General features: G+C 59.8%; 19 protein-coding genes. 9 read left to right on the top strand and 10 right to left on the bottom strand.

The features are described from left to right. The first annotated feature begins 268 nt into the window (after positions 1 to 268). The 3 genes from katB to radA are packed head-to-tail and all read left to right on the top strand — an operon-like array spanning position 269 to position 3,835. Positions 269 to 1,810 carry a catalase KatB gene (gene katB / locus ACCC96_RS04330; protein ID WP_258671208.1) on the top strand — a complete coding sequence of 514 codons (1,542 nt, stop codon included), beginning with the start codon at positions 269 to 271 and terminating at the stop codon, positions 1,808 to 1,810. Between the two features lie 57 nt (positions 1,811 to 1,867). Continuing rightward, a complete protein-coding gene (locus tag ACCC96_RS04325) occupies positions 1,868 to 2,422 on the top strand; it encodes an ankyrin repeat domain-containing protein (RefSeq protein WP_258671207.1) in 555 nt (184 codons plus the stop codon). Between the two features lie 45 nt (positions 2,423 to 2,467). Then, the gene (gene radA, locus ACCC96_RS04320) at positions 2,468 to 3,835 is read left to right on the top strand and encodes a DNA repair protein RadA (protein ID WP_019581287.1); all 1,368 of its coding nucleotides are present in this window, start codon (positions 2,468 to 2,470) and stop codon (positions 3,833 to 3,835) included. A gap of 68 nt (positions 3,836 to 3,903) precedes the next feature. Here the strand turns inward: radA and ACCC96_RS04315 are convergent, their stop codons facing one another. Next, the gene (locus tag ACCC96_RS04315) at positions 3,904 to 4,272 is read right to left on the bottom strand and encodes a PilZ domain-containing protein (protein ID WP_413695081.1); all 369 of its coding nucleotides are present in this window, start codon (positions 4,270 to 4,272) and stop codon (positions 3,904 to 3,906) included. 160 nt (positions 4,273 to 4,432) lie between these two features. Here ACCC96_RS04315 and ACCC96_RS04310 point away from each other — a divergent pair, with 160 nt between their 5' ends. From ACCC96_RS04310 to yjiA, 3 genes are all read left to right on the top strand, one after another. Continuing rightward, positions 4,433 to 6,499, top strand: a complete 2,067-nt coding sequence (locus tag ACCC96_RS04310; RefSeq protein WP_413695080.1) for a carbon starvation CstA family protein — start codon at positions 4,433 to 4,435, stop codon at positions 6,497 to 6,499. Positions 6,500 to 6,514: 15 nt separating this feature from the next. Then, a complete protein-coding gene (locus ACCC96_RS04305) occupies positions 6,515 to 6,712 on the top strand; it encodes a YbdD/YjiX family protein (protein WP_007937254.1) in 198 nt (65 codons plus the stop codon). A gap of 121 nt (positions 6,713 to 6,833) precedes the next feature. After that, positions 6,834 to 7,805, top strand: coding sequence for a GTPase (gene yjiA, locus ACCC96_RS04300; RefSeq protein WP_413695079.1), 972 nt, complete (start codon positions 6,834 to 6,836; stop codon positions 7,803 to 7,805). 93 nt (positions 7,806 to 7,898) lie between these two features. Here the strand turns inward: yjiA and ACCC96_RS04295 are convergent, their stop codons facing one another. The 5 genes from ACCC96_RS04295 to ACCC96_RS04275 form a co-directional block, all read right to left on the bottom strand. After that, complete coding sequence (locus ACCC96_RS04295; protein WP_413695078.1) at positions 7,899 to 8,588, bottom strand: GntR family transcriptional regulator; 690 nt, start codon at positions 8,586 to 8,588, stop codon at positions 7,899 to 7,901. Positions 8,589 to 8,614: 26 nt separating this feature from the next. Further along, entirely contained in the window at positions 8,615 to 9,319 is a 705-nt protein-coding gene (locus ACCC96_RS04290) for a FadR/GntR family transcriptional regulator (protein WP_019650949.1), read from the bottom strand. Positions 9,320 to 9,372: 53 nt separating this feature from the next. Continuing rightward, on the bottom strand, positions 9,373 to 10,686 hold the full coding sequence (locus ACCC96_RS04285) for a C4-dicarboxylate transporter DctA (RefSeq protein WP_413695077.1): 1,314 nt from the start codon (positions 10,684 to 10,686) through the stop codon (positions 9,373 to 9,375). Between the two features lie 254 nt (positions 10,687 to 10,940). Next, positions 10,941 to 12,194 carry a serine hydroxymethyltransferase gene (gene glyA / locus ACCC96_RS04280; protein ID WP_018925867.1) on the bottom strand — a complete coding sequence of 418 codons (1,254 nt, stop codon included), beginning with the start codon at positions 12,192 to 12,194 and terminating at the stop codon, positions 10,941 to 10,943. Positions 12,195 to 12,473: 279 nt separating this feature from the next. Then, positions 12,474 to 16,322: an EAL domain-containing protein gene (locus ACCC96_RS04275; protein ID WP_413695076.1), complete on the bottom strand. Its 3,849-nt coding sequence runs from the start codon at positions 16,320 to 16,322 to the stop codon at positions 12,474 to 12,476. A 278-nt stretch (positions 16,323 to 16,600) separates the two neighbouring features. Between ACCC96_RS04275 and ettA the strand changes: the two genes are divergently transcribed. Continuing rightward, on the top strand, positions 16,601 to 18,265 hold the full coding sequence (gene ettA, locus ACCC96_RS04270; protein ID WP_007938460.1) for an energy-dependent translational throttle protein EttA: 1,665 nt from the start codon (positions 16,601 to 16,603) through the stop codon (positions 18,263 to 18,265). A gap of 85 nt (positions 18,266 to 18,350) precedes the next feature. Here ettA and ACCC96_RS04265 read toward each other — a convergent pair whose 3' ends face one another. The 4 genes from ACCC96_RS04265 to ACCC96_RS04250 form a co-directional block, all read right to left on the bottom strand. Further along, entirely contained in the window at positions 18,351 to 18,845 is a 495-nt protein-coding gene (locus ACCC96_RS04265) for a GreA/GreB family elongation factor (RefSeq protein ID WP_258671202.1), read from the bottom strand. A 70-nt stretch (positions 18,846 to 18,915) separates the two neighbouring features. Further along, positions 18,916 to 19,272 carry a hypothetical protein gene (locus tag ACCC96_RS04260; RefSeq protein ID WP_413695075.1) on the bottom strand — a complete coding sequence of 119 codons (357 nt, stop codon included), beginning with the start codon at positions 19,270 to 19,272 and terminating at the stop codon, positions 18,916 to 18,918. Positions 19,273 to 19,356: 84 nt separating this feature from the next. Next, positions 19,357 to 21,210 carry a DUF4105 domain-containing protein gene (locus ACCC96_RS04255; protein WP_413695074.1) on the bottom strand — a complete coding sequence of 618 codons (1,854 nt, stop codon included), beginning with the start codon at positions 21,208 to 21,210 and terminating at the stop codon, positions 19,357 to 19,359. A 107-nt stretch (positions 21,211 to 21,317) separates the two neighbouring features. Beyond that, the gene (locus ACCC96_RS04250) at positions 21,318 to 21,806 is read right to left on the bottom strand and encodes a DUF3015 domain-containing protein (RefSeq protein WP_019650956.1); all 489 of its coding nucleotides are present in this window, start codon (positions 21,804 to 21,806) and stop codon (positions 21,318 to 21,320) included. Between the two features lie 275 nt (positions 21,807 to 22,081). Between ACCC96_RS04250 and ACCC96_RS04245 the strand changes: the two genes are divergently transcribed. Continuing rightward, positions 22,082 to 24,520, top strand: coding sequence for a Lon protease family protein (locus ACCC96_RS04245; protein WP_413695073.1), 2,439 nt, complete (start codon positions 22,082 to 22,084; stop codon positions 24,518 to 24,520). 291 nt (positions 24,521 to 24,811) lie between these two features. Next, positions 24,812 to 25,153: a hypothetical protein gene (locus ACCC96_RS04240; protein ID WP_019581273.1), complete on the top strand. Its 342-nt coding sequence runs from the start codon at positions 24,812 to 24,814 to the stop codon at positions 25,151 to 25,153.

Raw genomic sequence — 25,153 nt, 5'->3', positions numbered from 1 at the left:
CAGATGAGGTTGGTGAACGCAGTGTAAATCAGCAAAGCGCCCCTTGCTTGAAACACCTTCTTACAATGCCCGTGTCTATCGACACATCTTCCTGCAATTAGTTTACAAAATGCCACTCTTCGCGCGCGTCTACCCGCTCTAGACCGGGCTTTCCAGAACCTTTTTGCTATCGGCCCGGTACGGGATTTCTATTTATGTTTTGGCCTTTGGGTCACTAGCCTCTGTGGTGCGCACCAGGATGCGCTTAATAAAACCAGAGGAAACTTCCATGACAACTCCCCTTGGCCTCGGGGCTTTTCCCCTCCGTCGTACCTTCGGTGTTCTGACCGTCAGCCTGCTGTCCTTCTCCATCAACGCTGCGACGTTGACCCGTGATAATGGTGCCGCAGTCGGCGACAACCAGAACTCGCAAACCGCCGGCGCGACCGGGCCGGTGCTGTTGCAAGACGTACAGTTGATTCAGAAGCTCCAGCGTTTCGACCGTGAACGCATTCCTGAGCGTGTGGTGCATGCCCGTGGCACCGGCGCCCATGGCACGTTCACCGTGACTGACGACCTCAGTGACTTGACCAAGGCCAAGGTGTTCGCCGGCGGCCAGAGCACGCCGGTATTTGTGCGCTTCTCCGCAGTGGTCCATGGCAACCACTCACCGGAAACCCTGCGTGACCCACGGGGGTTCGCCACCAAGTTCTACACCGCAGACGGTAACTGGGACCTGGTCGGCAACAATTTCCCGACCTTCTTCATCCGGGACGCCATCAAGTTTCCGGACATGGTCCATGCCTTCAAGCCGGACCCGCGCACCAATCTTGACGATGACTCCCGTCGTTTCGATTTCTTCTCTCATGTTCCGGAAGCCACTCGCACCTTGACCGAGTTGTATTCCAACTCCGGCACCCCGGCCAGTTATCGGGAGATGGACGGCAACGGTGTACATGCCTACAAGTTGGTTAACGCCCAGGGCGAAGTTCACTATGTAAAGTTTCACTGGAAAAGTTTGCAGGGGATAAAAAATCTCGACCCCAAAGAAGTTACCAATGTTCAAGGTCAAGACTACAGTCATATGACTAACGACTTGGTCGCTCATATTAACAAGGGTGATTTTCCGAAGTGGGACTTGTACGTCCAGGTTCTAAAACCTCAAGACTTGTCCAAGTTTGATTTCGATCCATTGGACGCCACCAAGATCTGGCCGGGTGTTCCTGAGCGAAAAGTTGGACAGATGGTATTGAACCGTAATCCGGCGAATGTATTCCAGGAAACCGAACAAGTGGCGATGGCCCCGGCCAACTTGGTGCCGGGTATCGAGCCTTCGGAAGATCGCTTATTGCAGGGGCGAGTGTTCTCGTATGCCGATACCCAACTGTATCGCCTGGGGGCCAACGCTCTGCAGTTACCGATCAACGCACCGAAAATCGCCGTGAACAACGGTAATCAGGATGGTGCGATGAACATCGGCGCCAGCAGCACGGGGGTGAATTACCAGCCGAGCCGTCTGCTGCCCCGTGAGGAGCCGCAAACTGCGCGTTACAGTCAGTCGACCCTGTCGGGCAGCACGCAGCAGGCGAAGATTCAGCGTGAGCAGAACTTCAAGCAGGCCGGTGATCTGTATCGCTCGTTCACACAGAAGGAGCGTCAGGACCTGATCGACAGCTTCGGCGGCTCCCTGGCCACCACCGATGACGAGAGCAAGCACATCATCTTGTCCTTCCTCTATAAGGCCGACCCGGAATACGGGACGGGAGTAACCAAAGTGGCCAAGGGTGATCTGGCCCGGGTCAAGACGCTGGCGGCCAAGCTGGTCGATTGATCTATCTGTCCGAAGCGGGGCCTCACGCGAGGTCCCGTCTGATCAAGGAGCGCTGCCATGCGTCTTTATTTGTCTGTGTTTCTGGCGTGCTGGTCACTCAGTGTGCTCGCCGGGGCTGAGCCGCAAATCTCGAAGGACCCCGAGGCGCTGAAAGCGCAATTACAGGATTACTATTTCGATGCCGCTCGACGGGGTGATGTGCCGATGCTCGAGACCTTCATCGAAGCCGGCTATTCCCTCGACACCCGCGACAGCAAGGGTTACACCGCACTGATTCTGGCCGCTTATCATGGTCAGGGTGCCGCCGTGGAGCGTTTGCTCGCGGCCGGGGCGGACGCCTGCGCACAGGATCAACGCGGCAATACCGCGCTGATGGGCGCGATTTTCAAAGGCGAAGTGCAGATTGCTCGAACCCTGCTGGCCGCCAATTGCAGCCCCGACCAACGCAACGGCGCGGGGCAGACTGCCGCGATGTATGCAGGACTGTTCAAGCGCGTCGAGTTGCTCGACGCACTCAAGGCCAAAGGGGCGGACCTGAACGCCGAGGATCCGTTGGGCAACAGTGCCGCGCGTCTGGCCAGCGGTGAAATCCGCACGGCGGCGCCGCGCTGATCCGCGTCAGCTGAGCTATCATCGCGGTTTTTGCCGGGAGTTCAGATGGCCAAGGCCAAGCGCATGTACGGCTGCACCGAGTGCGGTTCAACCTTCCCCAAGTGGGCCGGCCAGTGCGGCGAATGCGGGGCCTGGAACACGCTGACCGAAACCATGGTGGAGAGTGGCGGCGCCGCGGCCCCTAGCGGTCGTACCGGTTGGACCGGCCAGCAGGCGCAGATCAAGACCCTGGCTGAAGTCAGCGTCGAAGAAATTCCGCGGTTCTCCACGGCGTCCAGCGAGCTCGATCGCGTTTTGGGCGGCGGCCTGGTGGATGGCTCGGTGGTGTTGATCGGTGGTGACCCCGGCATCGGCAAGTCGACGATTCTGTTGCAAACCTTGTGCAACCTCGCCAAGAGCATGCCGGCGCTGTATGTCACCGGCGAAGAGTCCCAGCAACAAGTGGCCATGCGTGCCCGACGGCTGGGCTTGCCTCAGGATCAACTGCGGGTGATGACTGAAACCTGCATTGAAACCATCATTGCCACCGCCCGGCAGGAAAAGCCCAAGGTGATGGTGATCGACTCGATTCAGACGATCTTCACCGAGCAACTGCAGTCGGCACCGGGGGGCGTCTCCCAGGTGCGCGAAAGTGCAGCATTGCTGGTGCGTTACGCCAAGCAAAGCGGCACGGCGATTTTCCTCGTGGGCCATGTCACTAAAGAAGGTGCGCTGGCCGGCCCCCGAGTGCTGGAGCACATGGTCGACACCGTTCTGTATTTCGAAGGCGAATCCGATGGGCGCCTGCGTTTGCTGCGGGCGGTGAAAAACCGGTTCGGCGCGGTGAATGAACTGGGCGTGTTCGGCATGACCGACAAAGGCCTGAAAGAAGTCTCCAACCCTTCGGCGATTTTCCTGACACGCGCTCAGGAAGAAGTCCCGGGCAGTGTGGTCATGGCCACGTGGGAAGGCACCCGGCCGATGCTGGTGGAAGTCCAGGCGCTGGTGGACGACAGCCACCTGGCCAACCCGCGCCGGGTGACGCTCGGTCTGGATCAGAATCGCCTGGCCATGTTGTTGGCGGTTTTGCACCGCCACGGCGGCATCCCGACCCACGATCAGGACGTGTTCCTCAACGTGGTCGGCGGCGTGAAAGTCCTGGAAACCGCTTCCGACCTGGCGCTGATGGCGGCGGTCATGTCCAGTTTGCGCAACCGGCCGCTGCCGCACGATCTGCTGGTGTTTGGCGAAGTCGGGTTGTCGGGTGAAGTACGCCCGGTACCCAGTGGCCAGGAGCGCTTGAAAGAAGCTGCCAAGCACGGCTTCAAACGCGCCATCGTGCCCAAGGGCAATGCACCGAAAGAGCCGCCGCCGGGGTTGCAGATTATCGCCGTGACGCGCCTGGAACAGGCCCTCGACGCACTGTTCGAATAAACCGTAAACGGGACACAAACCCTGTGGGAGCGAGCAGGCTCGCTCCCACAATGGAAGGCGGGAGGCTTTCAGACTTCGATCAGGGCAGCCAATTCGCGCTCTAGTTCCCGGGGATCGCCCAGGTTGAACTCAATCAACCGCCGCAGGCGCTCGATGGATTCCAGGCTGATGTGTTTGCAGACGAACCCGAGCTGGCCATGGTCATCGTGGGTCAGTTGCACATCCATCTTGATGGCGACGTCATCGTTGAGATGAATGTCGACCAGGAAATGCCATTCTCGATTACCCAGCCATGGCTCAGGCTTCTCGACCAGCAGTCCCTTGAGCGACAGGTCAATCAGCCGCACCGGCCAGGTGAATTCCCCTTGGCTCAGCTCGGTTCGAGCATCGAACGCAATACGTCTGAAGCGGCGGCGATCGGCAGTTTGTTCGCTCATGGCGCAATCCTCGTAAAGGTTCGCTGACTATAGACCCGCATTGCCGAAGGCTGCCAGCACAGTGATGGCTCTAGACTGATGTCGAACTATGGTCTTTGCCGCCAGTAGCGCTAAACTCGGGATGGCTGTCTTTCTTGTCCACTCTGGCTGGAATCATAAAATGAAAAATAATAATAGCCCGCTACGCCACTTACCCTGGCTGCTGCTGGCAGTCTTGGGAGCGTGCGCCCTGGGCGTAGTGGCATTGCGCCGAGGCGAGGCGATCAACGCCTTGTGGATCGTTGTCGCAGCAGTCGCTATCTATCTTGTCGCATACCGCTACTACAGCCTGTTCATCGCTAACAAGGTGATGCAACTCGATTCACGTCGGGCTACACCTGCCGTAATCAACAATGATGGTCTGGACTACGTGCCGACCAACAAACACATCCTTTTCGGTCACCACTTCGCAGCCATCGCCGGTGCGGGGCCGCTGGTCGGTCCGGTGTTGGCGGCGCAGATGGGCTACCTGCCCGGCACGTTGTGGCTGATTGCCGGCGTGGTGCTGGCCGGTGCGGTTCAGGACTTCATGGTCCTGTTCATGTCCACCCGCCGCAACGGCCGTTCCCTGGGCGACATGGTCCGTGAAGAAATGGGCCGCATCCCCGGGACCATCGCGCTGTTCGGCTGCTTCCTGATCATGATCATCATCCTCGCGGTGCTGGCGCTGATCGTGGTCAAGGCCCTGGCCGAAAGCCCGTGGGGCATCTTTACCGTGATGGCGACCATCCCGATCGCGATGTTCATGGGCATCTACATGCGCTACATCCGCCCGGGCCGCATCGGTGAAATCTCGGTGATCGGCGTGCTGTTGCTGCTCGGTTCGATCTGGCTCGGCGGGCAGATTGCCGCGGACCCGGTGTGGGCCAAGGCGTTCAGCTTCACAGGCGTACAAATCACTTGGATGCTGATCGGCTACGGTTTCGTGGCAGCCGTGTTGCCGGTGTGGCTGATTCTGGCGCCGCGTGATTACCTGTCCACCTTCCTGAAGATCGGCACCATCGTTGCGCTGGCGATCGGCATTCTGATCACCATGCCCGAGCTGAAAATGCCGGCATTGACCCAGTTCATCGACGGCACCGGACCGGTGTGGAAGGGCGGGCTGTTCCCGTTCCTGTTCATCACCATCGCTTGTGGTGCGGTATCCGGTTTCCACGCGCTGATTTCCTCCGGCACCACGCCGAAGCTGCTGGATAACGAAGTCAACGCTCGCTACATCGGTTACGGCGGCATGTTGATGGAGTCCTTCGTGGCGATCATGGCGATGGTGGCCGCTTCGGTGATCGAGCCGGGCGTGTACTTCGCCATGAACAGCCCGGCCGCGGTCGTCGGCGGTGATGTGGTGGCGGTAGCGACAGCGGTCAGCAACTGGGGCTTTGCCATCACGCCGGAAGCGTTGCAAGCGGTAGCCAAGGACATCGGTGAAACCACCGTCCTGGCCCGTGCCGGCGGTGCGCCGACGCTGGCGGTGGGTATCGCGCAGATCCTGCACAGCGTGCTGCCGGGTGAAAACACCATGGCGTTCTGGTACCACTTCGCGATCCTGTTTGAGGCGCTGTTCATCCTCACTGCGGTCGACGCCGGCACCCGTGCCGGACGTTTCATGCTGCAGGACTTGCTCGGCTCCTTCGTGCCGGCGCTGAGACGCACCGAGTCCTGGACCGCCAACCTGATTGCCACTGCTGGTTGCGTGGCGATGTGGGGCTATCTGCTGTACCAAGGCGTGATCGATCCATTGGGCGGCATCAACACCTTGTGGCCGCTGTTCGGTATCTCCAACCAGATGCTGGCTGGTATCGCGCTGATGCTGGCAACCGTTGTATTGATCAAAATGAAACGCCAACGCTACATCTGGGTCACCATGCTGCCAGCCGTTTGGTTGCTGATCTGCACCACCACCGCAGGCTTCATCAAGCTGTTCGACGCCAACCCGGCGATCGGCTTCCTGTCGCTGGCGAAGAAGTACAGCGACGCGTTGGCCAGCGGCCAGATCTTCGCGCCGGCCAAGAGCATCGAGCAGATGCAGCATGTGATCTACAACGCCTATACCAATGCAACGCTGACTGCGCTGTTCCTGTTCGTGGTGTTCAGCATCCTCTTCTACGCGCTCAAGGTCGGCATTGCCGCCTGGGGCACCAAAGAACGCACGGATAAAGAATCACCATTCCAGGCTCAGCCGGATGCGTAACCTGAGGATTGCACCATGTTCAATGACCTGAGTCGCCTCGGTAAATACCTCGGTCAGGCCGCGCGCCTGATGGTCGGCATGCCCGACTACGACAACTACGTCGAGCATATGCAAACCAAACACCCGGACAAACCGGTGATGAGCTACGAGGCGTTCTTTCGCGAACGTCAGGAGGCTCGTTACGGCGGCAAGGGTGGACCGAAGTGCTGTTGATGTACGCGGTTTAGGCAATACACCACTGTAGGAGCACGGCTTGCTGGCGAAGGCGATCTTCAAGATGCTTTCGCCGGCAACCCTGGCTCCTACAGTTTTTTTGCGTCCGGGAGATCTTATTTTGTTAGCGCCAATCCCTGTCACGATCCTCAGCGGCTTCCTCGGCGCTGGTAAAACCACTTTGTTGCGCCACCTGCTCAAAGCCGAGCACGGCCTGAAAATCGCCGTGATCGAAAACGAGTTCAGTGACGCCGGCATCGACACCCAACTGTTGGGCGACGAGCCTGTGCAAGTGATGACGCTGTCCAACGGCTGCGTCTGCTGCACCATCCACACCGATTTGACCAAAGCGCTGTACCTGCTACTGGAGCGCCTGGACAGTGGCGAAATCGCCTTTGACCGCCTGGTGATCGAATGCACCGGTCTGGCCGACCCGGCCCCGGTGGCGCAAACCTTTTTTATCGATGAAGAGCTGCGCGAACGCTACATCCTCGACGGCATCATCACCCTGGTGGACGCGGCTCATGCCGACCTGCACCTGACCCAGACCATCGCCCAGGCGCAGATCGGTTTTGCCGACCGCTTGCTGGTGAGCAAACGCGATCTGGTGGATGAGCCGAGCTTCACTGCCCTCAGCGAGCGCCTGACCCGTATCAACCGTCGCGCACCGATTCGTGTGGTCGACCACGGCAAGATTGATCTGGCCGAATTGCTCGATGTGCGTGGCTTCAACCTCAATGCCGACCTCGGTGGTGGCGTGAGTTTGCGCCCGGTGAGCAAGGCGCCCTCCATCGATCGCATTTCCAGCCTGGTGCTGCGTACCGACAAGCCGCTGGATATCGACAAGCTCAGCGAGTTCATGAACGAACTGCTGGAAGACCACGGCAAGCAATTGCTGCGCTACAAAGGCGTTTTGAACATCCTTGGTGAGCCGCGGCGCATGGTGTTCCAGGGCGTGCTGAAACTGTACGGCTTCGATTGGGATACGGAGTGGGCGGACGACGAGACGCGGGAAAGCGTGATCGTGTTCATTGCCGATGAGTTGCCGGAAGAGAAGATTCGCGAGGGGTTTGCGCGGGTTGCGGCGGATTGAAACTGTGTTCGTCGATGATGACGTCTTCGCGGGCAAGCCTCGCTTCTACAGATGATCAAAACTGTAGGAGCGAGGCTTGCCCGCGAAGGCGATCTAACCGGCAACACGATTTCGGCTAGATACCGGTTCTGAGTTCAGTAATGTCTCTTCCAAATGATCCAGATGCCGGGTCATCAACATCACTACCATTGCCACATCCCCGCACTCAACCGCATTCAAAATGCCTTCGTGCGCCTGCCACGTGCAATAACCCTCCGCCTGCGCATCAAACTGCGCAATCGCCAGCGAAGTCAGCGGCACCAGACTCCCGAGAAAATGCGCCAACGGTGCGTTCCCCGCCATTTCGGCCAGTTGCAGATGAAACTCCCCAGACAATCGAATGGCCGGACCACGCGACGTGCATTGGCGTTCGCTGTCGATCAAGGCGCGCAGGCGTTTCAGGTCCTGTGGGCGAGGTTGCTGGCAGGCCAGTCGAGCCAGCGTGACTTCGGTCAAACGGCGAGCATGAAGCGTCTGACGGGTCTGTTCGGCATCGGGATCGGCGACCCGGGGGCGATGATTAGTCCGCAGGATGATGATCTGCTGATGGGACAACTGCGTCAGCACACCACGAATGTCACTGCGCCTGGCACTGAACATCTGCGCCAGGCTTTCTTCGGTAAAGCGACTGGCCGCATTGATGCGCTGTTCTAGAATGGCGTCGAAGATTCGCGAATAGAGATCATCCACCGGCGGGCGAAAGGGCAGGGCAACAAGCGTTTGTGGTGAGGCGAAGCTGTTCATGGCCTGTCTCCAGTTCGAAGAGGGGGTCAATTGCCGAGGTGGTCGTCCGGGATATTCAATTCGATGCCCATCCGTTGACCTTCCCGAAGGATGTGCCGACGCATTTCGGCGCTGGCCTGGGCGCTGTTTTTGCTGCGGATCGCTCGTACCATGGCTTCGCTTTCTTCAAGGCGCTCAGCCAAGTGCTCGGGAGAATTGCGCAGCACGTCGGCGCTTTGCTTGAGGGCGTTGCTGGTCTGCTGCACCACGCTCTGGAAAATCGGATTCGAGGTCAGGGTGAACAACTCTTCGTGGAACGCGATGTAGGCGTTCACACCGGCCTCGCTGTCGTTGGCTTCCAGGGCTTCGCGCATGTCCATCAGGGTCAGGCGCAGTTGCCCGACTTCCTTGCTGCTGATGGACTGTGCCACCAGGCCGACGATGAACGGTTCGAGGGTGTAGCGCAGTTGCAGCACGTCTTCCAGGCTGGCCCCGGCGACCGCGCTGTCGTGGCTTTGGCTGTCGCTGAGATTGGCCTCCAGCACCACCACGCCTTTGCCCGGCATCGAGCGCACCAGCCCGAGGGTTTCCAGCACGATCACCGCTTCGCGCAGGCTTGGGCGGCTGATGCCCAGTTGTTCGGCCAGTTCACGCTGGCCCGGCAGCATGTCGCCGGAACGCCACTGACCGCGGGCCAGCGCGGCCCGAAGTTTTTCTACCACTGAATTTACGACGGTTGACGAGGTAATCACTGTTCGCTCCAAGTCGCGATAAATGTGCCCGCCCATGGGCAGGCACATGTTGTTTAAAATTCCTGCTGATGCGCCGGGACCACCGGTTTTCTCGGCTGGAAGGTATATCCCACTTGGCCGGAAAGCACTTTGTTTGCCCGTTGGATATCGATGTCCTTTTCCCAGCGAGCGATGGCCACCGTGGCGACGCAGTTACCAATCAAATTGGTCAGCGCCCGGCCGATGCCCATGAACCAGTCCACCGCCAGCACCAGCACCAGGCCCACCACCGGAATTGCCGGGATCGCTGTCAGGGTGGCGGCGAGAATCACCAGCGCCGAGCCGGGAATCCCGTGGGCACCTTTGGAGGTGATCAGTGACACCAGCAAAATCGTCAGCAGGTCAGTCATGGCCAGCGGCGTGCCGGTGGCATTGGCGATGAATACAATGGCCAGGGTCAGGTAGATCGAAAAACCATCAAGGTTGAACGAATACCCGGTTGGAATCACCAGCCCGACCGTGGAGCTGCCGATGCCCAGATGCTCAAGCTTGCGCATGATTTGTGGCAGCACGGCGTCGGAAGAAGCGGTGCCCATGACGATCAGCAGTTCTTCGCGCAGGTACTTGAGCAGCGGCCACATCCGCAGACCCGAGAGGCGCATCACCAGGCCGAGAATCAGCGTCACGAATGCCGCGCAAGTCAGGTAAAACAGGCCGACCAGGCTGCCCAAGTGTTGCAGCGAGTCCAGGCCATATTTACTGGTGGTGAAGGCGATGGCGCCGAAGACGCCGATCGGCGCCAGGCGCACAATCATGCCCATGATGCGGAAGATCACATGGCTCAGCTCGTTGATCAGCCGGGAAATACCCGACGCCGCTTCACCCACCAGGTTCAGCGCGCTGCCGAACAGCACCGAAAACAGCAGGACTTGCAGGATGTTGTTGTCGGCGAAGGCGCCGATCACCGACGTCGGAATCAGTTCCATCAGGAACTGCGTGGTGGTGTGCATGTGCTGACCGCGCTGGGCGATGTCGCCCATGTCGGCGGCGGAGAGCTGCTCAAGATGAATGTTCGCGCCGCTGCCGATGCCGGTCGTGAAGGCGAACACCAGGCCGATCACCAGCGCGATGGTGGTCAGTATTTCGAAGTAGATGACCGATTTGAGGCCGATGCGTCCGACCTTCTTCAGGTCACCGGCACCGCTGATGCCGCTAACCACCACGCAAAACACGATCAGGCCAATAAGCATCTTGATCAGTTTGATGAAGCCGTCGCCAAGGGGTTTGAGTTGGGCGGAGTATTCGGGAAGGGTCAGCCCGCAGACGATGCCGAGCACCAGTCCGAGAACCACTTGAAGGAAGATTGAACGCGAGCACCATCTGAGCATGGGAGGAATCCTGGTCGGTGTCCTGGCTGCCGTGCGCTAAGCGCATCAGATTCAGGACTTAATTATTGTGGTCTTACCGGTATGTCCAGTGCAGGCGCAGTCTACGCTGAGTTTTTTCGGGATTACAAGTGAAAATCTAAAAATTGGCATGACCGGTCTGACCAGTGGTGCTAACCCCATTGATCTTTATGGCGGACGAAAAAAAACCGGCCATCACTGGCCGGTTTTTTCATTGCTGCGGTTTAGCGGGGCAATTAAGCGCCGTACACCGGCAGTTTCTTGCAGATGGCCTTGACCTTCTCACGAACGGCATCGATCACCGCCTCGTTGTTCAGGTCAGCCAGGATGTCGCAGATCCAGCCGGCCAGCTCTTTGCACTCTGCTTCCTTGAAGCCGCGAGTGGTCACAGCCGGGGTACCGAAACGCAGGCCGGAGGTGACGAACGGGGAGCGTGGATCGTTCGGTACCGAGTTCTTGTTCACGGTGATGAACGCTTTGCCCAGTGCGGCGTCGGCGTCTTTACCGGAGATTTCCTGCTTGATCAGCGACAGCAGGAACAGGTGGTTCTGAGTACCGCCCGACACCACGTCGAAACCGCGCTCGATGAACACGCCGGCCATGGCCTGGGCGTTTTTCACCACTTGTTGCTGGTAGGCCTTGAACTCAGGCTGCAGCGCTTCCTTGAAGCAGATCGCCTTGGCAGCGATCACGTGCTCCAGCGGGCCGCCCTGGGCACCCGGGAATACTGCGGAGTTCAGCTTCTTCTCGATGTCGGCGTTGGCGCGAGCCAGGATCAGGCCGCCACGTGGACCGCGCAGGGTTTTGTGGGTGGTGGTGGTCACCACGTCAGCGAAAGGCACCGGGTTCGGGTAGACGCCAGCGGCGACCAGACCGGCCACGTGGGCCATGTCGACGAACAGGTAAGCACCAACCTTGTCCGCGATAGCGCGGAAGCGTGGGAAGTCCAGAACCTGCGAGTAGGCAGAGAAACCGGCCACGATCATTTTCGGCTTGTGCTCAACGGCCAGACGCTCGACTTCGTCGTAGTCGATCAGGCCATTGGCATCGATGCCGTACTGAACGGCGTTGTACAGCTTGCCGGAGGAAGAAACGCTGGCACCGTGGGTCAGGTGACCACCGTGAGCCAGGCTCATGCCCAGAATGGTGTCGCCCGCTTGCAGCAGGGCCAGGTAAACGGCGCTGTTGGCTTGCGAACCGGCGTGCGGCTGAACGTTGGCGTAATCGGCGCCGAACAGCTCTTTGGCGCGGTCGATGGCCAGTTGTTCGACGATATCGACGAACTCGCAACCACCGTAGTAGCGCTTGCCCGGGTAGCCTTCGGCGTACTTGTTGGTCAGTACCGAGCCTTGAGCTTCCATCACCGCAGGGCTGGTGTAGTTTTCCGAAGCGATCAGCTCAATGTGTTCTTCCTGGCGCTGAGCTTCTTGCTCCATGGCGGCAAAAAGATCGGCGTCGAACTTGGCAATAGTCAAATCACGGCTGAACATGGCGGTCCTCAAGGATCGGGGCAGAAAAGGGAGGCATTCTAACCCAATGGGTTTTAGATGGCATATGAAAGGACATCATGTCGCAGACAAGTGGTGTTCATGCGCAGGATTTGTGGCGTCTGTGGTGAGGGGGCTTGTCGGAACGCCGCATCGCCCCGTTCGGCTGCGAAGCAGTCGTAGTTTGCGCGAATGCGGTTTGTCTGAAGAAATGTCAGCGCAGGTTTTGGGGCCGCTTCGCGACCCAACGGGAGCAAGCTCCCTCGCCACAGAAGTTCCTCTTCAGTCGAACATGAACAACGCATCATTGCTGAACTGCGCTTCGAACCGGCTGGCCGGCATCGGGCGGCCGAACAGGTAGCCCTGAACCTCATCGCAACCGTGCTCGCGCAGGAAGTCGAGCTGTTCGTGGGTTTCTACGCCCTCGGCGATTACCGCCAGATTGAGGCTGTGGGCCATGGCGATGATCGCCCGGGCAATCTGCGCATCCTGTTCACCCGACGGCAGGCCATCAACGAAGGTGCGGTCGATTTTCAGCACATCGATCGGGAATTGCTTGAGGTAGTTGAGCGATGAATAACCGGTGCCGAAGTCGTCGACCGCAATGCTCAGGCCGAGGTTTTTCAGTCCGGCGAGGATCTGCATCGCCTCGCTGACTTCGCGCATCAGGATACTTTCGGTCAGCTCCAGCTCCAGGCACGCCGGCGGCAGGCCGGTTTCCCTGAGGATGGTGGCGATCCGTGTGCCGAGCTGCCCGTCGGAGAACTGCCGGGCCGAAATATTCACCGAGACCTTCGGCACCCGCACCTTGGCCTGGTGCCAGGTCTTGAGTTGACGACAGGCCTCACCGATCACCCAGTCGCCGACATCCACCACCAGCCCGAGCTCTTCGAGCACCGGAATGAAATCTCCCGGCGGCACCAGGCCGCGGCGCGGATGGCGCCAGCGCAGCAGGGCTTCGGCGCCGGTCAGGCGTTTGCCGTCGCCGCTGAATTGCGGCTGGTAGTACAGCACGAATTCGTTTTGTTCCAGGGCGTGGCGCAAGTCGCTTTCCAGCTCCAGACGCTCCAGGGCGCTGGCGTTCATGTCGGCCTGATAGAACTGGAAGTTGTTCTTGCCGCGCTCCTTGGCGTGGTACATCGCGGTGTCGGCGTTCTTCATCAGCTGACTGAGTTCGCTACCGTCCTGAGGACTCAGGGCGATGCCGATACTGGCGGTGACGAAGAACTCGCGGCCTTCGAGCACGAACGGTTTCACCAGGCTGGCGAGGATCTGTTCGGCCACGTGAATGGCCCGGTTCAGCGCGATCTCGCGGTTGACCCGCGGTTGCAGCAGCAGCGTGAACTCATCGCCGCCCATGCGCGCCACTGTGTCGTCATCGTCGACGCAGCCGAGCAGGCGCGTGGCCATTTCCTTGAGCATGCGGTCGCCGGCGGCATGACCCAGGGAGTCGTTGATCGGCTTGAAGCGGTCCAGGTCGAGGAACATCAGCACCACCCAGGACTTCTGCCGTTCGGCCGACTGCAGCGCGGTGTGCAGGCGATCCTGGAACAGCGTGCGGTTGGGCAGGTGGGTCAGGGCGTCGTAATAGGCGAGGCGGTGAATCCGTTGCTCACTGGCCTTGCGTTCGCTGATGTCGCTGAAGAAACACACATAACTGGCCAGATCGCCTTCGTCGTCGAGCACCGCCGTAATCCCGACCCAGGCCGGGTAGTGCTCGCCGTTGCGACGCTTGAGCCAGACTTCGCCTTCCCAGGTGCTGTGCTGATGCAATTGCTTGAGCACGTAGCGCAGATGAGTTTCCTGCTGCTCGTCGACGGTGAGCATGTTCGGCAACTGATCGAGCACCTGGGACACCGCATAGCCGCTGACTCGACTGAAGGCCTCGTTGGCCTGGACGATGTAGCCGGCCGGGTCAGTGATCAGAATCGCCGAGGTCGAGTGCTCGAATACCGTGGCCGCCATGCGCAGGTCTTTCTCGGCCCGGCGTTGCTGGCTGATGTCGCGACCGACCCCGAGCACACCTTCGAAGGCGCCGTGTTCGTCCCAGACCAACACCAGACGCAACTCGATAGGGATCTTGCGTCCATCGGCCCGCAGGCAGTCGAACAAAAACAGTTGGGTCTGCACCTGACTGCGCAGCAGTGTCAGTTGATCGGGTTTATCCAGCGCTTTGCTGACCCGGTCCATCAGGCTGTAGATGCCGCTCAGTTGTTGCGGGTTGGCGATGGTCGATTGCCAGCCGTTCTGGAATATCCAGTCGGCGTCGAAGCCCAGCACCGCTTGTACCGAAGGGCTGACGTAATTGAGCGCCATCTTGCTGTCAGTGGAGAAAATCACGTCGCTGATACTTTCGGCGAGCATCCGGTAGCGCTGCTCGCTGTCGCGCAGGGATTCACTGGCTTCGATCTGCTCGGTGATGTCCTTGGCCACGCCGATGATGCGCGTGACCTGATCGTGCTTGTCCCGCGCCAGGGCCTGTTCGCGAATATCGAAACGCCGCCATTTGCCATCGCGATGACGGAAGCGCAGCTGGCACTGCAGCAATTGGGTATAACCCGCCTGACGCTGAGACTGGCGAGAGCGGTGGTAGTAGTCGGCATCTTCCGGGTGCAAGAGGATTTCCCAGAAGTACTCGCCCATCTGGTGCAGCTCGGTGCGGTTGTAACCCAGCGTCTGCCCAAGGTGATGGTTGCTGAAGATCATCCGCTGGCTGATCACGTCTTGCACATACAGGTGATCCGGCACGGTACGCACCACATCGGACCAGAATCCTTCGCGCTCCAGCAGCGAAAGCTCAATGAGTTTGCGGCTGGTGATGTCGCTGATGCTCAGGATCACCGCTCTATAGTCGGGCTGATCTTCCGGCAGGCGCAGCACGAGCCACAAGTGCTGGTCGCGGCCATTGGCGTCCTGAAGCTTGATTTCCAGCTCAAGCTGTTTCTGCTGGTGGAGCACCGCTTCGAGCACTTGATTACCGATGGCCGTGCAGTCCAGTGGGCAGCCGTTGATCAGTAGTTTCCAGGCCTGATCGCAGGAATTGACGTTGAGCAGTTGCAGGGCGACCTGGTTGACTTCGGTGATGCGCAGTTCCTGCAACAGTTGCTGGCGTTGCTCCGGTATCTCGAGCCAGGTTCTCAGCTGCTCGCTGCTGGTGAGTTGCTCTTTGTCGAAAAAACTTTTGAGCCCGGACAGGTCCAGCACGCACAGGGCAACGCCGGTGCCTTCGAAGATGTCCTGATAGCGTCGGCGGCCTTCATGCAGTTGGCGTTGGCGGCGACGAATGTTCAGCAAAGCGATGAACGGTAACAGTGAGAAGGCCAGGCCCAGAAGGCATTTGCCGATGAATGCCGGCAGCAGTTGTTCGATCACCCGTTGCCGGTCGAACAGTCCGCGCAGTTGCCAGTCGCTGCTGCTAAGGGGGACGGTCAACACGCTGTTGGTCAGTTCGTCGGGTGTCAGCACCGCGGGTTTGGCTGAAGCCAGGGCGTCATCGCGACTGATGATCTGATGATTGATGCGGTTTTCCACCAGCCACAGGGGGCGAATGCCGGCGTCGCCCTGTTTGGTCAATGAAGAGAAAAATGTCGGTGTCAGGCGCAGGGCCCAGTAGCCGCGAGTGCTGCCGCTGGCCTGATGCAGGAGCAGGTGCACCACCGAGCCGTCATCGGCATTGCTGAAATAGTGGGCCTGGGCGCGGCTGCGCTGGACCAGTTCGCTCAGGTAGTTGGCGTCCTGGCTGTCGACGGCGCTGTCACTCAGGACTTTCCCGGAAGGGCTGAGCAGCGCCAGGCTGCGCAGGTCGGGCAGCGACTGTTGCAGTTTGCGCAGCAATGCCTGCTGTTCGTCGGCGCTTTGCGGTTGTTCGACGATCGGTAGCAGATTAAGGGCGATCTGGGCGTTGAGCGCCATGTTGAGGCTGACTTGAGAAGCCAGATCGGCGGTGTAGTCGATGGTGTACTGGCGCTGGTTTTTCTGGGTTTCGCGCAGCTGATCCAGCAACTGCCAGAACAGCAGAGCGAGCAGCAACAGCACGAGAGTCGCCAGCGCGCCCTTCAAGCTTCCGCGCAGGGGCGAGCCGAGCCCAGGGTTGAGCACGCTCGCGGACGGTGGCGGAGTGACATTGGACAAACTGTAATCCTGCGGTTTGGCTGGACTGGCGCGGCGTGCACTATAAGCCGGACGCCCGAAGGGCGGCTAGCATGCCTTGAGTTGTGGCGAAGTGCCAGCCCCGCTCGGCTGGACTGCCTTCTGTCAATGAGGTAGCTTTGCCGGTTACGCGGGAGCGTTCCAGCTCCTAGGTTTTTTCAGCGCGCCGCCTTGATACCCATCAAACGAACGACGCGCATGGCCTGGCCGGGCATCGCCTGCGCTCCAATCATTCATCAGTCACTGACCCTAGGTTCTCCATGGCTCAATACGTCTTCACCATGCATCGGCTGGGCAAAGTTGTTCCGCCGAAGCGGGAAATCCTGAAAAACATTTCGCTGTCGTTCTTCCCCGGCGCCAAAATCGGCGTCCTCGGCCTCAACGGTTCGGGTAAGTCCACGCTGCTGAAAATCATGGCAGGCGTCGACACCGAGTTCGACGGCGAAGCCCGTCCGATGCCGGACCTGAACATCGGCTACCTGCCGCAAGAACCGATCCTGGACCCGACCAAGACCGTGCGTGAAGTGGTCGAGGAAGCGGTCAGCGTGATCAAGGACGCCCAGGCGCGTCTGGACGAGGTCTACGCGGCCTACGCCGATCCGGATGCCGACTTCGACAAGCTGGCTGCAGAGCAAGCCAAACTTGAAGCCATCCTGCAGGCCAGCGATGGCCACAACCTGGATCGCCAACTGGAAGTCGCTGCCGATGCGCTGCGTCTGCCGGCCTGGGATGCCAGGGTTGAACATCTTTCCGGTGGTGAAAAGCGGCGTGTGGCCCTGTGCCGCCTGCTGCTGTCCGCCCCGGACATGCTGCTGCTCGACGAACCAACCAACCACCTGGACGCCGACTCCGTCGCCTGGCTGGAGCACTTCCTGCACGATTTCCCGGGCACCGTGGTTGCGATCACGCACGACCGTTACTTCCTGGACAACGTTGCCGGCTGGATCCTCGAACTCGACCGCGGCGCCGGTATCCCGTACGAGGGCAACTATTCGGGTTGGCTCGAAGCCAAGTCCGATCGTCTGGCGGCCGAATCCAAGCAGCAATCGGCTCACGAAAAGGCCATGAAGGAAGAACTGGAGTGGGTTCGCAAAGGCGCCAAGGCCCGCCAGTCCAAGTCCAAGGCTCGTCTGCAACGCTTTGAAGAAATGCAATCGCAGGAATTCCAGAAGCGCAGCGAAACCAACGAGATCTACATCCCGGCCGGTCCACGCCTGGGCGACAAGGTCATCGAATTCAAGAACGTCACCAAGGGCTACGGCGATCGCGTGTTGATCGACAACCTGTCGTTCTCCATGCCTAAAGGCGCCATCGTTGGCGTGATCGGCGGTAACGGTGCCGGTAAATCGACCCTGTTCCGCATGCTGATGGGCAAGGAAACGCCGGATTCGGGCAGCATCGAAGTCGGCGAAACCGTGCAACTGGCGTGCGTCGATCAGAGCCGTGAAGACCTGGATGGCAGCAAGACTGTGTTCCAGCAGATCTCCGACGGTTCCGACCAGATTCGCATCGGCAGCTACGAGATCCCGTCGCGTACCTACGTCGGTCGTTTCAACTTCAAGGGTGGCGATCAGCAGAAGTTCGTCAAGGACCTGTCCGGCGGTGAGCGTGGTCGCTTGCACCTGGCCCTGACCCTGAAAGAGGGCGGCAACGTCCTGCTGCTCGACGAACCGTCCAACGACCTCGACGTTGAAACCCTGCGTTCCCTGGAAGAAGCCTTGCTGGACTTCCCGGGCGCCGCCATTGTGATCTCTCACGATCGGTGGTTCCTTGACCGCGTCGCGACGCACATCCTGGCGTACGAAGACGACTCGCAAGCGGTGTTCTTCGAAGGCAACTACACCGAGTACGAAGCCGATCGCAAGAAACGCCTCGGCGAAGCGGCCTCCCAGCCGCACCGCGTACGGCACAAGAAACTGGCCTGATTTCAGGTTGGTCGCATAAAAAAACGGAGCCTTTCGGGGCTCCGTTTTTTTATGGGCGTTCAGCAAGATCGTGGCGGCCTGAAGATCACCCGATCTCTATGGCCAGCACCTCAATCACCAAATCCCCCGCCGGCCGCTTCCACAGCACTTCATCGCCCTTGTGCGCGCCCAGCAACGCCCGTCCCAGCGGCGAACTCCAATTGATCAGCCCATGGGCGGCATCCGCCTGGTCTTCTCCGACCAATTGCACGCGCTGTTCATGATCGTGCTCGTCGGCAAAGGTCACCCAATTGCCAATCTGCACTTTGTCGGTCGAGGAGGCTTGTGCGACCACCTGTGCGCTTTGCAGGCGCTGCTTGAAGTAGCGCCAGTCGCGATCGAGGTCAGCCTGGCGCTGCTTGTCGGCCAGGTCACCTTTGGCGCTTTCCTCGTCGAGCAGGCTTTGCAGCGCGGCGACTTTCGCCTGAAGCTGCATGAGCCCGGCGGGCGTGACGTAATTGGGCTGCGCGCTAACCTGTCGTTCGACTGGCAGGTCGGCTTGTGCGGCGGCGTTATCTTCATTGACGAAGGCGCGACTCATGCTTTTCTCCCGTTATAGGGTTTGGGCCATGGTCGCAGGCTTTAAGTTTCGACGAATGTCTGTAAACGACTTATTGCGAGCGATAGGCTCGCGCGGCGTCCCGGTCTTTCTGCTGTTGCCAGGCCCGTTCGCGCTCGTCCCAATGGCGTTCCCTGTACTCGTTTCGATCCTCGTTTTCGCGCATGGCCTGGCACTGACGGAAGCCATCGGTCCAGCCTTCGGCGTATTGCTTGTCCTTGAGGTAGCGCGGGACGTTTTTGCGAAATTCACCGGTAATCGCCCCGGCGGCTTGTCGACCGCTGCTGCAACCGTCATCGAAGCCATCGGCGAACGCCGGCGGATAACCCCTGGCGATCAGATCCTCGTGGGTCGACTGACACCCTGTGATCAGGACCAATAACCCCAACACTCCCACGCAACGCCACATCTCGGACTCCAGGGCCGTTCAACGGCCTATAGGGGAAGTCTAGAAGCGGATTTGTCGGATGGGAGTGAAAGAAAGGTCAAAAGATCAATAGTGATACCACTTCACTTCAAGCATCACTTCGTTTTCAGGTGATGCCAGGTGGCTGAATTCGCGTTGGGCACTCAGGCGCAAACCGAGGTTACGCGACAACTCCCACTGCTGATTCAGGCTCATGCTCCGGCGCACTTCGCCATTGGTGAAGTAATCGCCCTTGGCTTCCAGGCTGAAATTACCCAACGGGTTTTTCCACAGCAGGCCACTGTTGAAGCCTGCCGCCGGGGCAATGAAGCCCGCGAAGTCGTTGTTGTGCTCCACGCGCACGGTGCCCAAGGCGAACCCGAGGATGTCGTCGCTCAGTTGCCAGGTTCCGCCGCCACCACCGTTGACATGACTGACCAGGGTTTCGTCATCATGCTTGCCCGGCACACGCTCCAGGCCGCCGGTGACTTGCCACGACAGCGGCTGCAACAGCGCGTTGCGCGGGGTCAGGGAGCGGATGGTCGCCAGGTCCAGTTGCTGCAACTGCCAGTGATTGCCTTCGTATTGGCGCAGCTTCATCTGCAGGATTTCGATCTGCGCGCCAAGGGGGAAGCTTTCGGCGTTGTCGTTGAGGTCGTGGTAGGCCATGCGCAGGCCATATTCGCCGAAGGCTTTGTCACCCCGGGTGCCGATGCCAGCCTGCCAGGTGCGGGACTCGTGGCCATCCTCAGGCAAGCCAGGTCGCGTAATGTCCAGTTCCGGAGGCGGGTTTTGATTGATCGCGCGCAGCAATTCGAAACTGCGCTGAGCCCGTTGCGGGTCACGTTCCTGACCGTTGGCCCGATAACGCTCCAGACGATAGGCCGCATCGATGATCAGCGCCTGACGCTCGCGCGGTTGCGCCTTGAACGCCGGTTCCTGCAATTGCTTCTGATCGGCGCTGACTTTCAGCACCCACTGCTGCTCTTCATCGGTCAACGGCTGCGCGCGGCTCAGCAGTTCACGCTCGCGGGACGGGCGATATTCGATCGACTCCACCAGCCCGGCCTGTTTCACCGCTTTGACGGTGTCGGTGGGAATGGCGGTCAATGGGAACTGATCGGTCAGCTTCAGGCCCGGCCGCGCCACCTGCAGCAGCTCAAGCAGGCGATAGGAGCAGTTTTCATCGAAGAAGAAGTAGTCGAACTGGATCTGCTTGAGCTCCCAGACATGCTCGACCATGCGCTCGGTTTCCTGCTGGGTCAGGTTCAAGCGGTATTCCCATAGGTCGCGGTTTTCGAGGCTACGGTATTCCGAGAGTTTTTCCTGATAGGGCACCAGTGCAAACAGCCCCGGATAACCACCCATCAGGCCTTTCCACGCGTACAAAATGCTGTTGTCCGACCCTTCGATGTAGGCGCCGAAGTTGATCGCGTAACTCAGCAGCGAGGTCTTGTCGCGCTGCACATCGGCCTGATCGATGCGCAGCAAGGTATGGCCGAACATCGACGACGGGCTGTTCAGGTAGGCGGCCGGGAAAATCATCACCGCACTGTGGGGCGAAACGTCCTTGAACCATTGCTTGAATTCAGCACAGTCCAGCGACGGCAGATCCGTCAGGTCAAGTTGCGCCTTGAGCCAGCGAGTACGGGCCGGATAGACGCATTGCGCATGCTGCTCGCCGGCACTGGTCGGGGCATACAGCGCCTGTACGGTCGCCGCCAGTTCGCGGTCGGGGTGTTCGTTGCCGTCGGAGGCGAGAAAGAATTTTTTGTCGCTGACATAGCTGCGCCAGCCACCGAGCTTGGCGGTTTCGTAATGACCCAGCGAAATCCAGAAGGGGTCGTTGGCCAGTTGCTGCAAACGTTGATTGTCGATGTGGGGCGCGGCGGATAGCGGGGCGCAGACACAGAGCGCCAGCCAGGCAAGGCGTTTGAGCATAGTGAGCAACTTAAGTCGAAAGAAACAAAGACCCAAAGAGGCAGGCGAAAAAGGGCCCGGGTCAAAAAATAAAACCCGCTCCCCAAAGAGAGCGGGACGGGTCGAGCTTAAGCTTGAGTGGCGTACTTGGCCAGACGAGGATCGTTCTTCAGTACGGCCAGGGTGTTGGTATGCACATCCTCAGCGGTCACGTCAGCTTTGCTGAAAATTTGCTGGAAGTGTTGATGAGTCACGGTGGCGAAGTGCGCACGGTCTTCCGGCGCCACACCCAGTACCACGGCGTAAGTGGTCAGCGCTTCACCCTGACCTTTAGCCATGTCTTCGGACAGCTCGTTCATCATGCCATTCATGGCGAGCCAGGATTTGCCGCCATAGGTCAGCGCCGCATTGGTCGAGCAACCGTTGGTACCGGAGGTCATGCCGAAAGTTGCGTTACCTGAGGTGCCGTTGGTGGTGGATGCCAGGAAGTGTGCCGGGGTGCCACGCTGACCTTCGAACAGCATGTTGCCCCAACCGCAGTCCGGACCGCCTGGCGCCTGAGCCATGGCGTTGATGGATACAACGGTGAAGAGAGTACCAAGAAGAATCCGTTTCATAGCTATGTTCTCTTTGTGTGCATACCAATGGACAGGGTGCTGGCCCCTAATGGTGCCAGTGGGCCGGTTATTCGTTCCAGCCGCGCAGTTTGGAGTTTAGGCAGGTTCCAGGGGTTCCGTGATTTTTTGCGAAACATTCCCTGAAAACCTTGATTTTGACCCGCGCGGCCCGAGGATGGGGGCTTGTCTAAGCTTTGGCTTGAGGTGCGCCTTGCCAGTGGGTACGGGCAGCGCCAGAATGCCGTTATCTGCCCCGCCTGATGTAAGGAAGCCCGATGCCTGATCCTGTTGCTGCCAGCTTGCGTCTAGCGCCTGAAGCGCTGACCCGTCCGTTTTCCGCTGAACAGTTCAGCTTCTCTACCACCAATGATCTGGAGCCCTTTCGCGGTGTGCTTGGCCAGGAACGTGCGGTCGAAGCCTTGCAGTTCGGTGTGGCCATGCCGCGCCCCGGTTACAACGTGTTCGTCATGGGCGAGCCCGGCACTGGCCGGTTTTCGTTCGTCAAACGCTACCTCAAGGCCGAAGGCAAACGCCTGCAGACCCCGGCCGACTGGGTCTACGTCAATAATTTCGATGAGCCTCGCGAGCCTCGCGCCCTGGAATTGCCGTCGGGCACCGCCGGCGCCTTCATCGGTGACATCAACGGCTTGATCGACAACCTGCTGGCGACCTTTCCGGCAGTGTTCGAGCACCCGTCCTACCAGCAGAAGAAAAGCGCCATCGATCGCGCCTTCAACCAGCGTTATGACCGTGCGCTGGATGTGATCGAGCGTCTGGCGCTGGAGAAAGACGTCGCGCTCTACCGCGACAGCAGCAACATTGCCTTCACCCCGATGAGCGAAGGCAAGGCCCTGGATGAGGCAGAATTCGCCCAGTTGCCGGAAGCCGAGCGCGAGCGCTTTCATGATGACATTTCCGGGCTCGAAGAGCGGTTGAACGAAGAACTCGCCAGCCTGCCGCAATGGAAGCGCGAGTCGAGCAATCAGCTGCGCCAGCTCAACGAAGAAACCATCACCCTGGCCTTGCAGCCATTGCTGGCGCCGCTGTCGGAAAAGTACGCGGAAAACGCAGGCGTTTGCGGTTACTTGCAAGCGATGCAGGTGTACCTGCTTAAAACGGTGGTCGAGCAACTGGTGGACGACAGCAAGACCGACGCCGTCGCCCGCAAATTGCTTGAAGAGCAATACGCCCCGAGCTTGGTGGTCGGGCATCCGCACAGCGGCGGTGCGCCGGTGGTGTTCGAGCCGCACCCGACCTACGACAACCTGTTCGGCCGCATCGAATACAGCACCGATCAGGGTGCGCTCTACACCACCTATCGGCAGCTGCGACCGGGTGCTTTGCACCGGGCCAACGGCGGTTTCCTGATCCTCGAAGCGGAAAAAATGCTCAGCGAGCCATTCGTGTGGGATGCGCTCAAGCGTGCCTTGCAATCGCGCAAGCTGAAAATGGAATCGCCACTGGGTGAGCTGGGCCGTCTGGCCACCGTGACGCTGACGCCGCAACACATTCCGTTGCAGGTCAAAGTCGTGATCATCGGCGCCCGGCAGCTCTACTACACGCTGCAAGACCTCGATCCGGACTTCCAGGAGATGTTCCGCGTCCTGGTTGATTTCGATGAAGACATTCCGATGGTCGACGAAAGCCTGGAGCAGTTCGCCCAGTTGCTCAAAACCCGTACCTCGGAAGAAGGCATGGCGCCGCTGACCGCGGATGCGGTGGCGCGTCTGGCGACTTACAGCGCACGTCTGGCCGAGCACCAGGGACGTTTGTCGGCACGGATCGGCGATCTGTTCCAACTGGTCAGCGAGGCAGATTTCATTCGTGACCTGGCGGGTGACAAGATGACTGACGCCGGGCACATCGAGCGTGCGCTCAAGGCCAAGGCCACCCGTACCGGGCGCGTTTCGGCGCGGATTCTCGATGACATGCTGGCCGGGATCATTCTGATCGACACCGATGGCGCGGCGGTCGGCAAGTGCAACGGGCTGACGGTACTGGAAGTCGGCGATTCGGCCTTCGGGATACCGGCGCGGATTTCCGCCACGGTGTATCCGGGCGGCAGCGGCATCGTCGACATCGAGCGCGAGGTCAACCTCGGCCAGCCGATTCACTCCAAAGGCGTGATGATCCTCACCGGGTACCTGGGCAGCCGCTATGCCCAGGAATTCCCGTTGGCGATTTCCGCAAGCATCGCCTTGGAGCAGTCCTACGGTTACGTCGACGGCGACAGCGCATCGTTGGGCGAGGCCTGCACGCTGATCTCGGCCTTGTCGAAAACTCCACTCAAGCAGTGCTTTGCGATTACCGGTTCGATCAACCAATTCGGTGAAGTGCAGGCGGTAGGCGGGGTCAACGAGAAGATCGAAGGCTTCTTCCGGCTCTGCGAGGCTCGCGGCCTGACGGGCGAGCAGGGAGCGATCATTCCTCAGGCCAACGTCGCCACGCTGATGCTCGACGAGAAGGTGCTGGCGGCGGTGCGCGCGGGGCAGTTCCATGTCTACGCGGTGCGCCAGGCCGACGAAGCCCTGAGCCTGCTGGTCGGCGAGCCGGCCGGTACGCCGGATGAGAATGGCGACTTTCCCGAGGGCAGCGTCAACGCGCGGGTGGTGGAACGATTGCGGGTGATCGCGGAAATGGTCAGCGAGGAAGACCTCAAAGAGGCCGAAAAGGAGTTGGCGCAGGAAGCATTGCTGGAAGTCAAACCAGCCTGATGTGAAGCAAAAGATCACAGCCTTCGGCAATTCCTACAGGGAAACGCGTTCGGCGTAGGAGCTGCCGCAGGCTGCGATCTTTTCAGCGAAATGCGATCCTCAAAGGATTAGCATTTCGTCACAACTCTGGCGTCAATATTTGCACGGCGACCACTCGGCGCCTTCTGGCCGCGTGCCGCGTGCGAGCTGAACTTTTCTTCTATTCTCTGCTCAAGGATATCGACAGTTATCACTGGATCGAGACAGCCTTCCCGTGGAGGCTGAATACCGGATCTACCGAGGGTCGCCGCCATGTCGCGCAACCTCTGCCTCACCCGTCAATGCCTGGGCCTTGTGACCCGTATCGAATGTGCTATCCGCCCGCTGGCGGGAGATACGGGCATGTGGACCTTGCTTTTTGCCGCCGGAATGGCCGGCGAGCAACCTTCAGCCATCAAGGCTCAAGGCCCGTTCCGTGGGCCGGTCGTGGCTGAATCGATCCTCGACACCATCGTCGAAAGTCTGACCCTGCATGGCTACGAGTTGGCCGATGACCCGCAAATCTGGTGCCTGCACCTGCAAGCCCAGTTGCGAGAGATCAACGGTGGCCGTTTCCACAACCTTGCCGGTCCCGGGTTTCGACCTGAAGGCTGA

The organism is Pseudomonas sp. Pseusp11 (assembly GCF_047304405.1).
GTDB lineage: Bacteria > Pseudomonadota > Gammaproteobacteria > Pseudomonadales > Pseudomonadaceae > Aquipseudomonas.
This window is presented reverse-complemented; position numbering and strand designations above follow the sequence as displayed.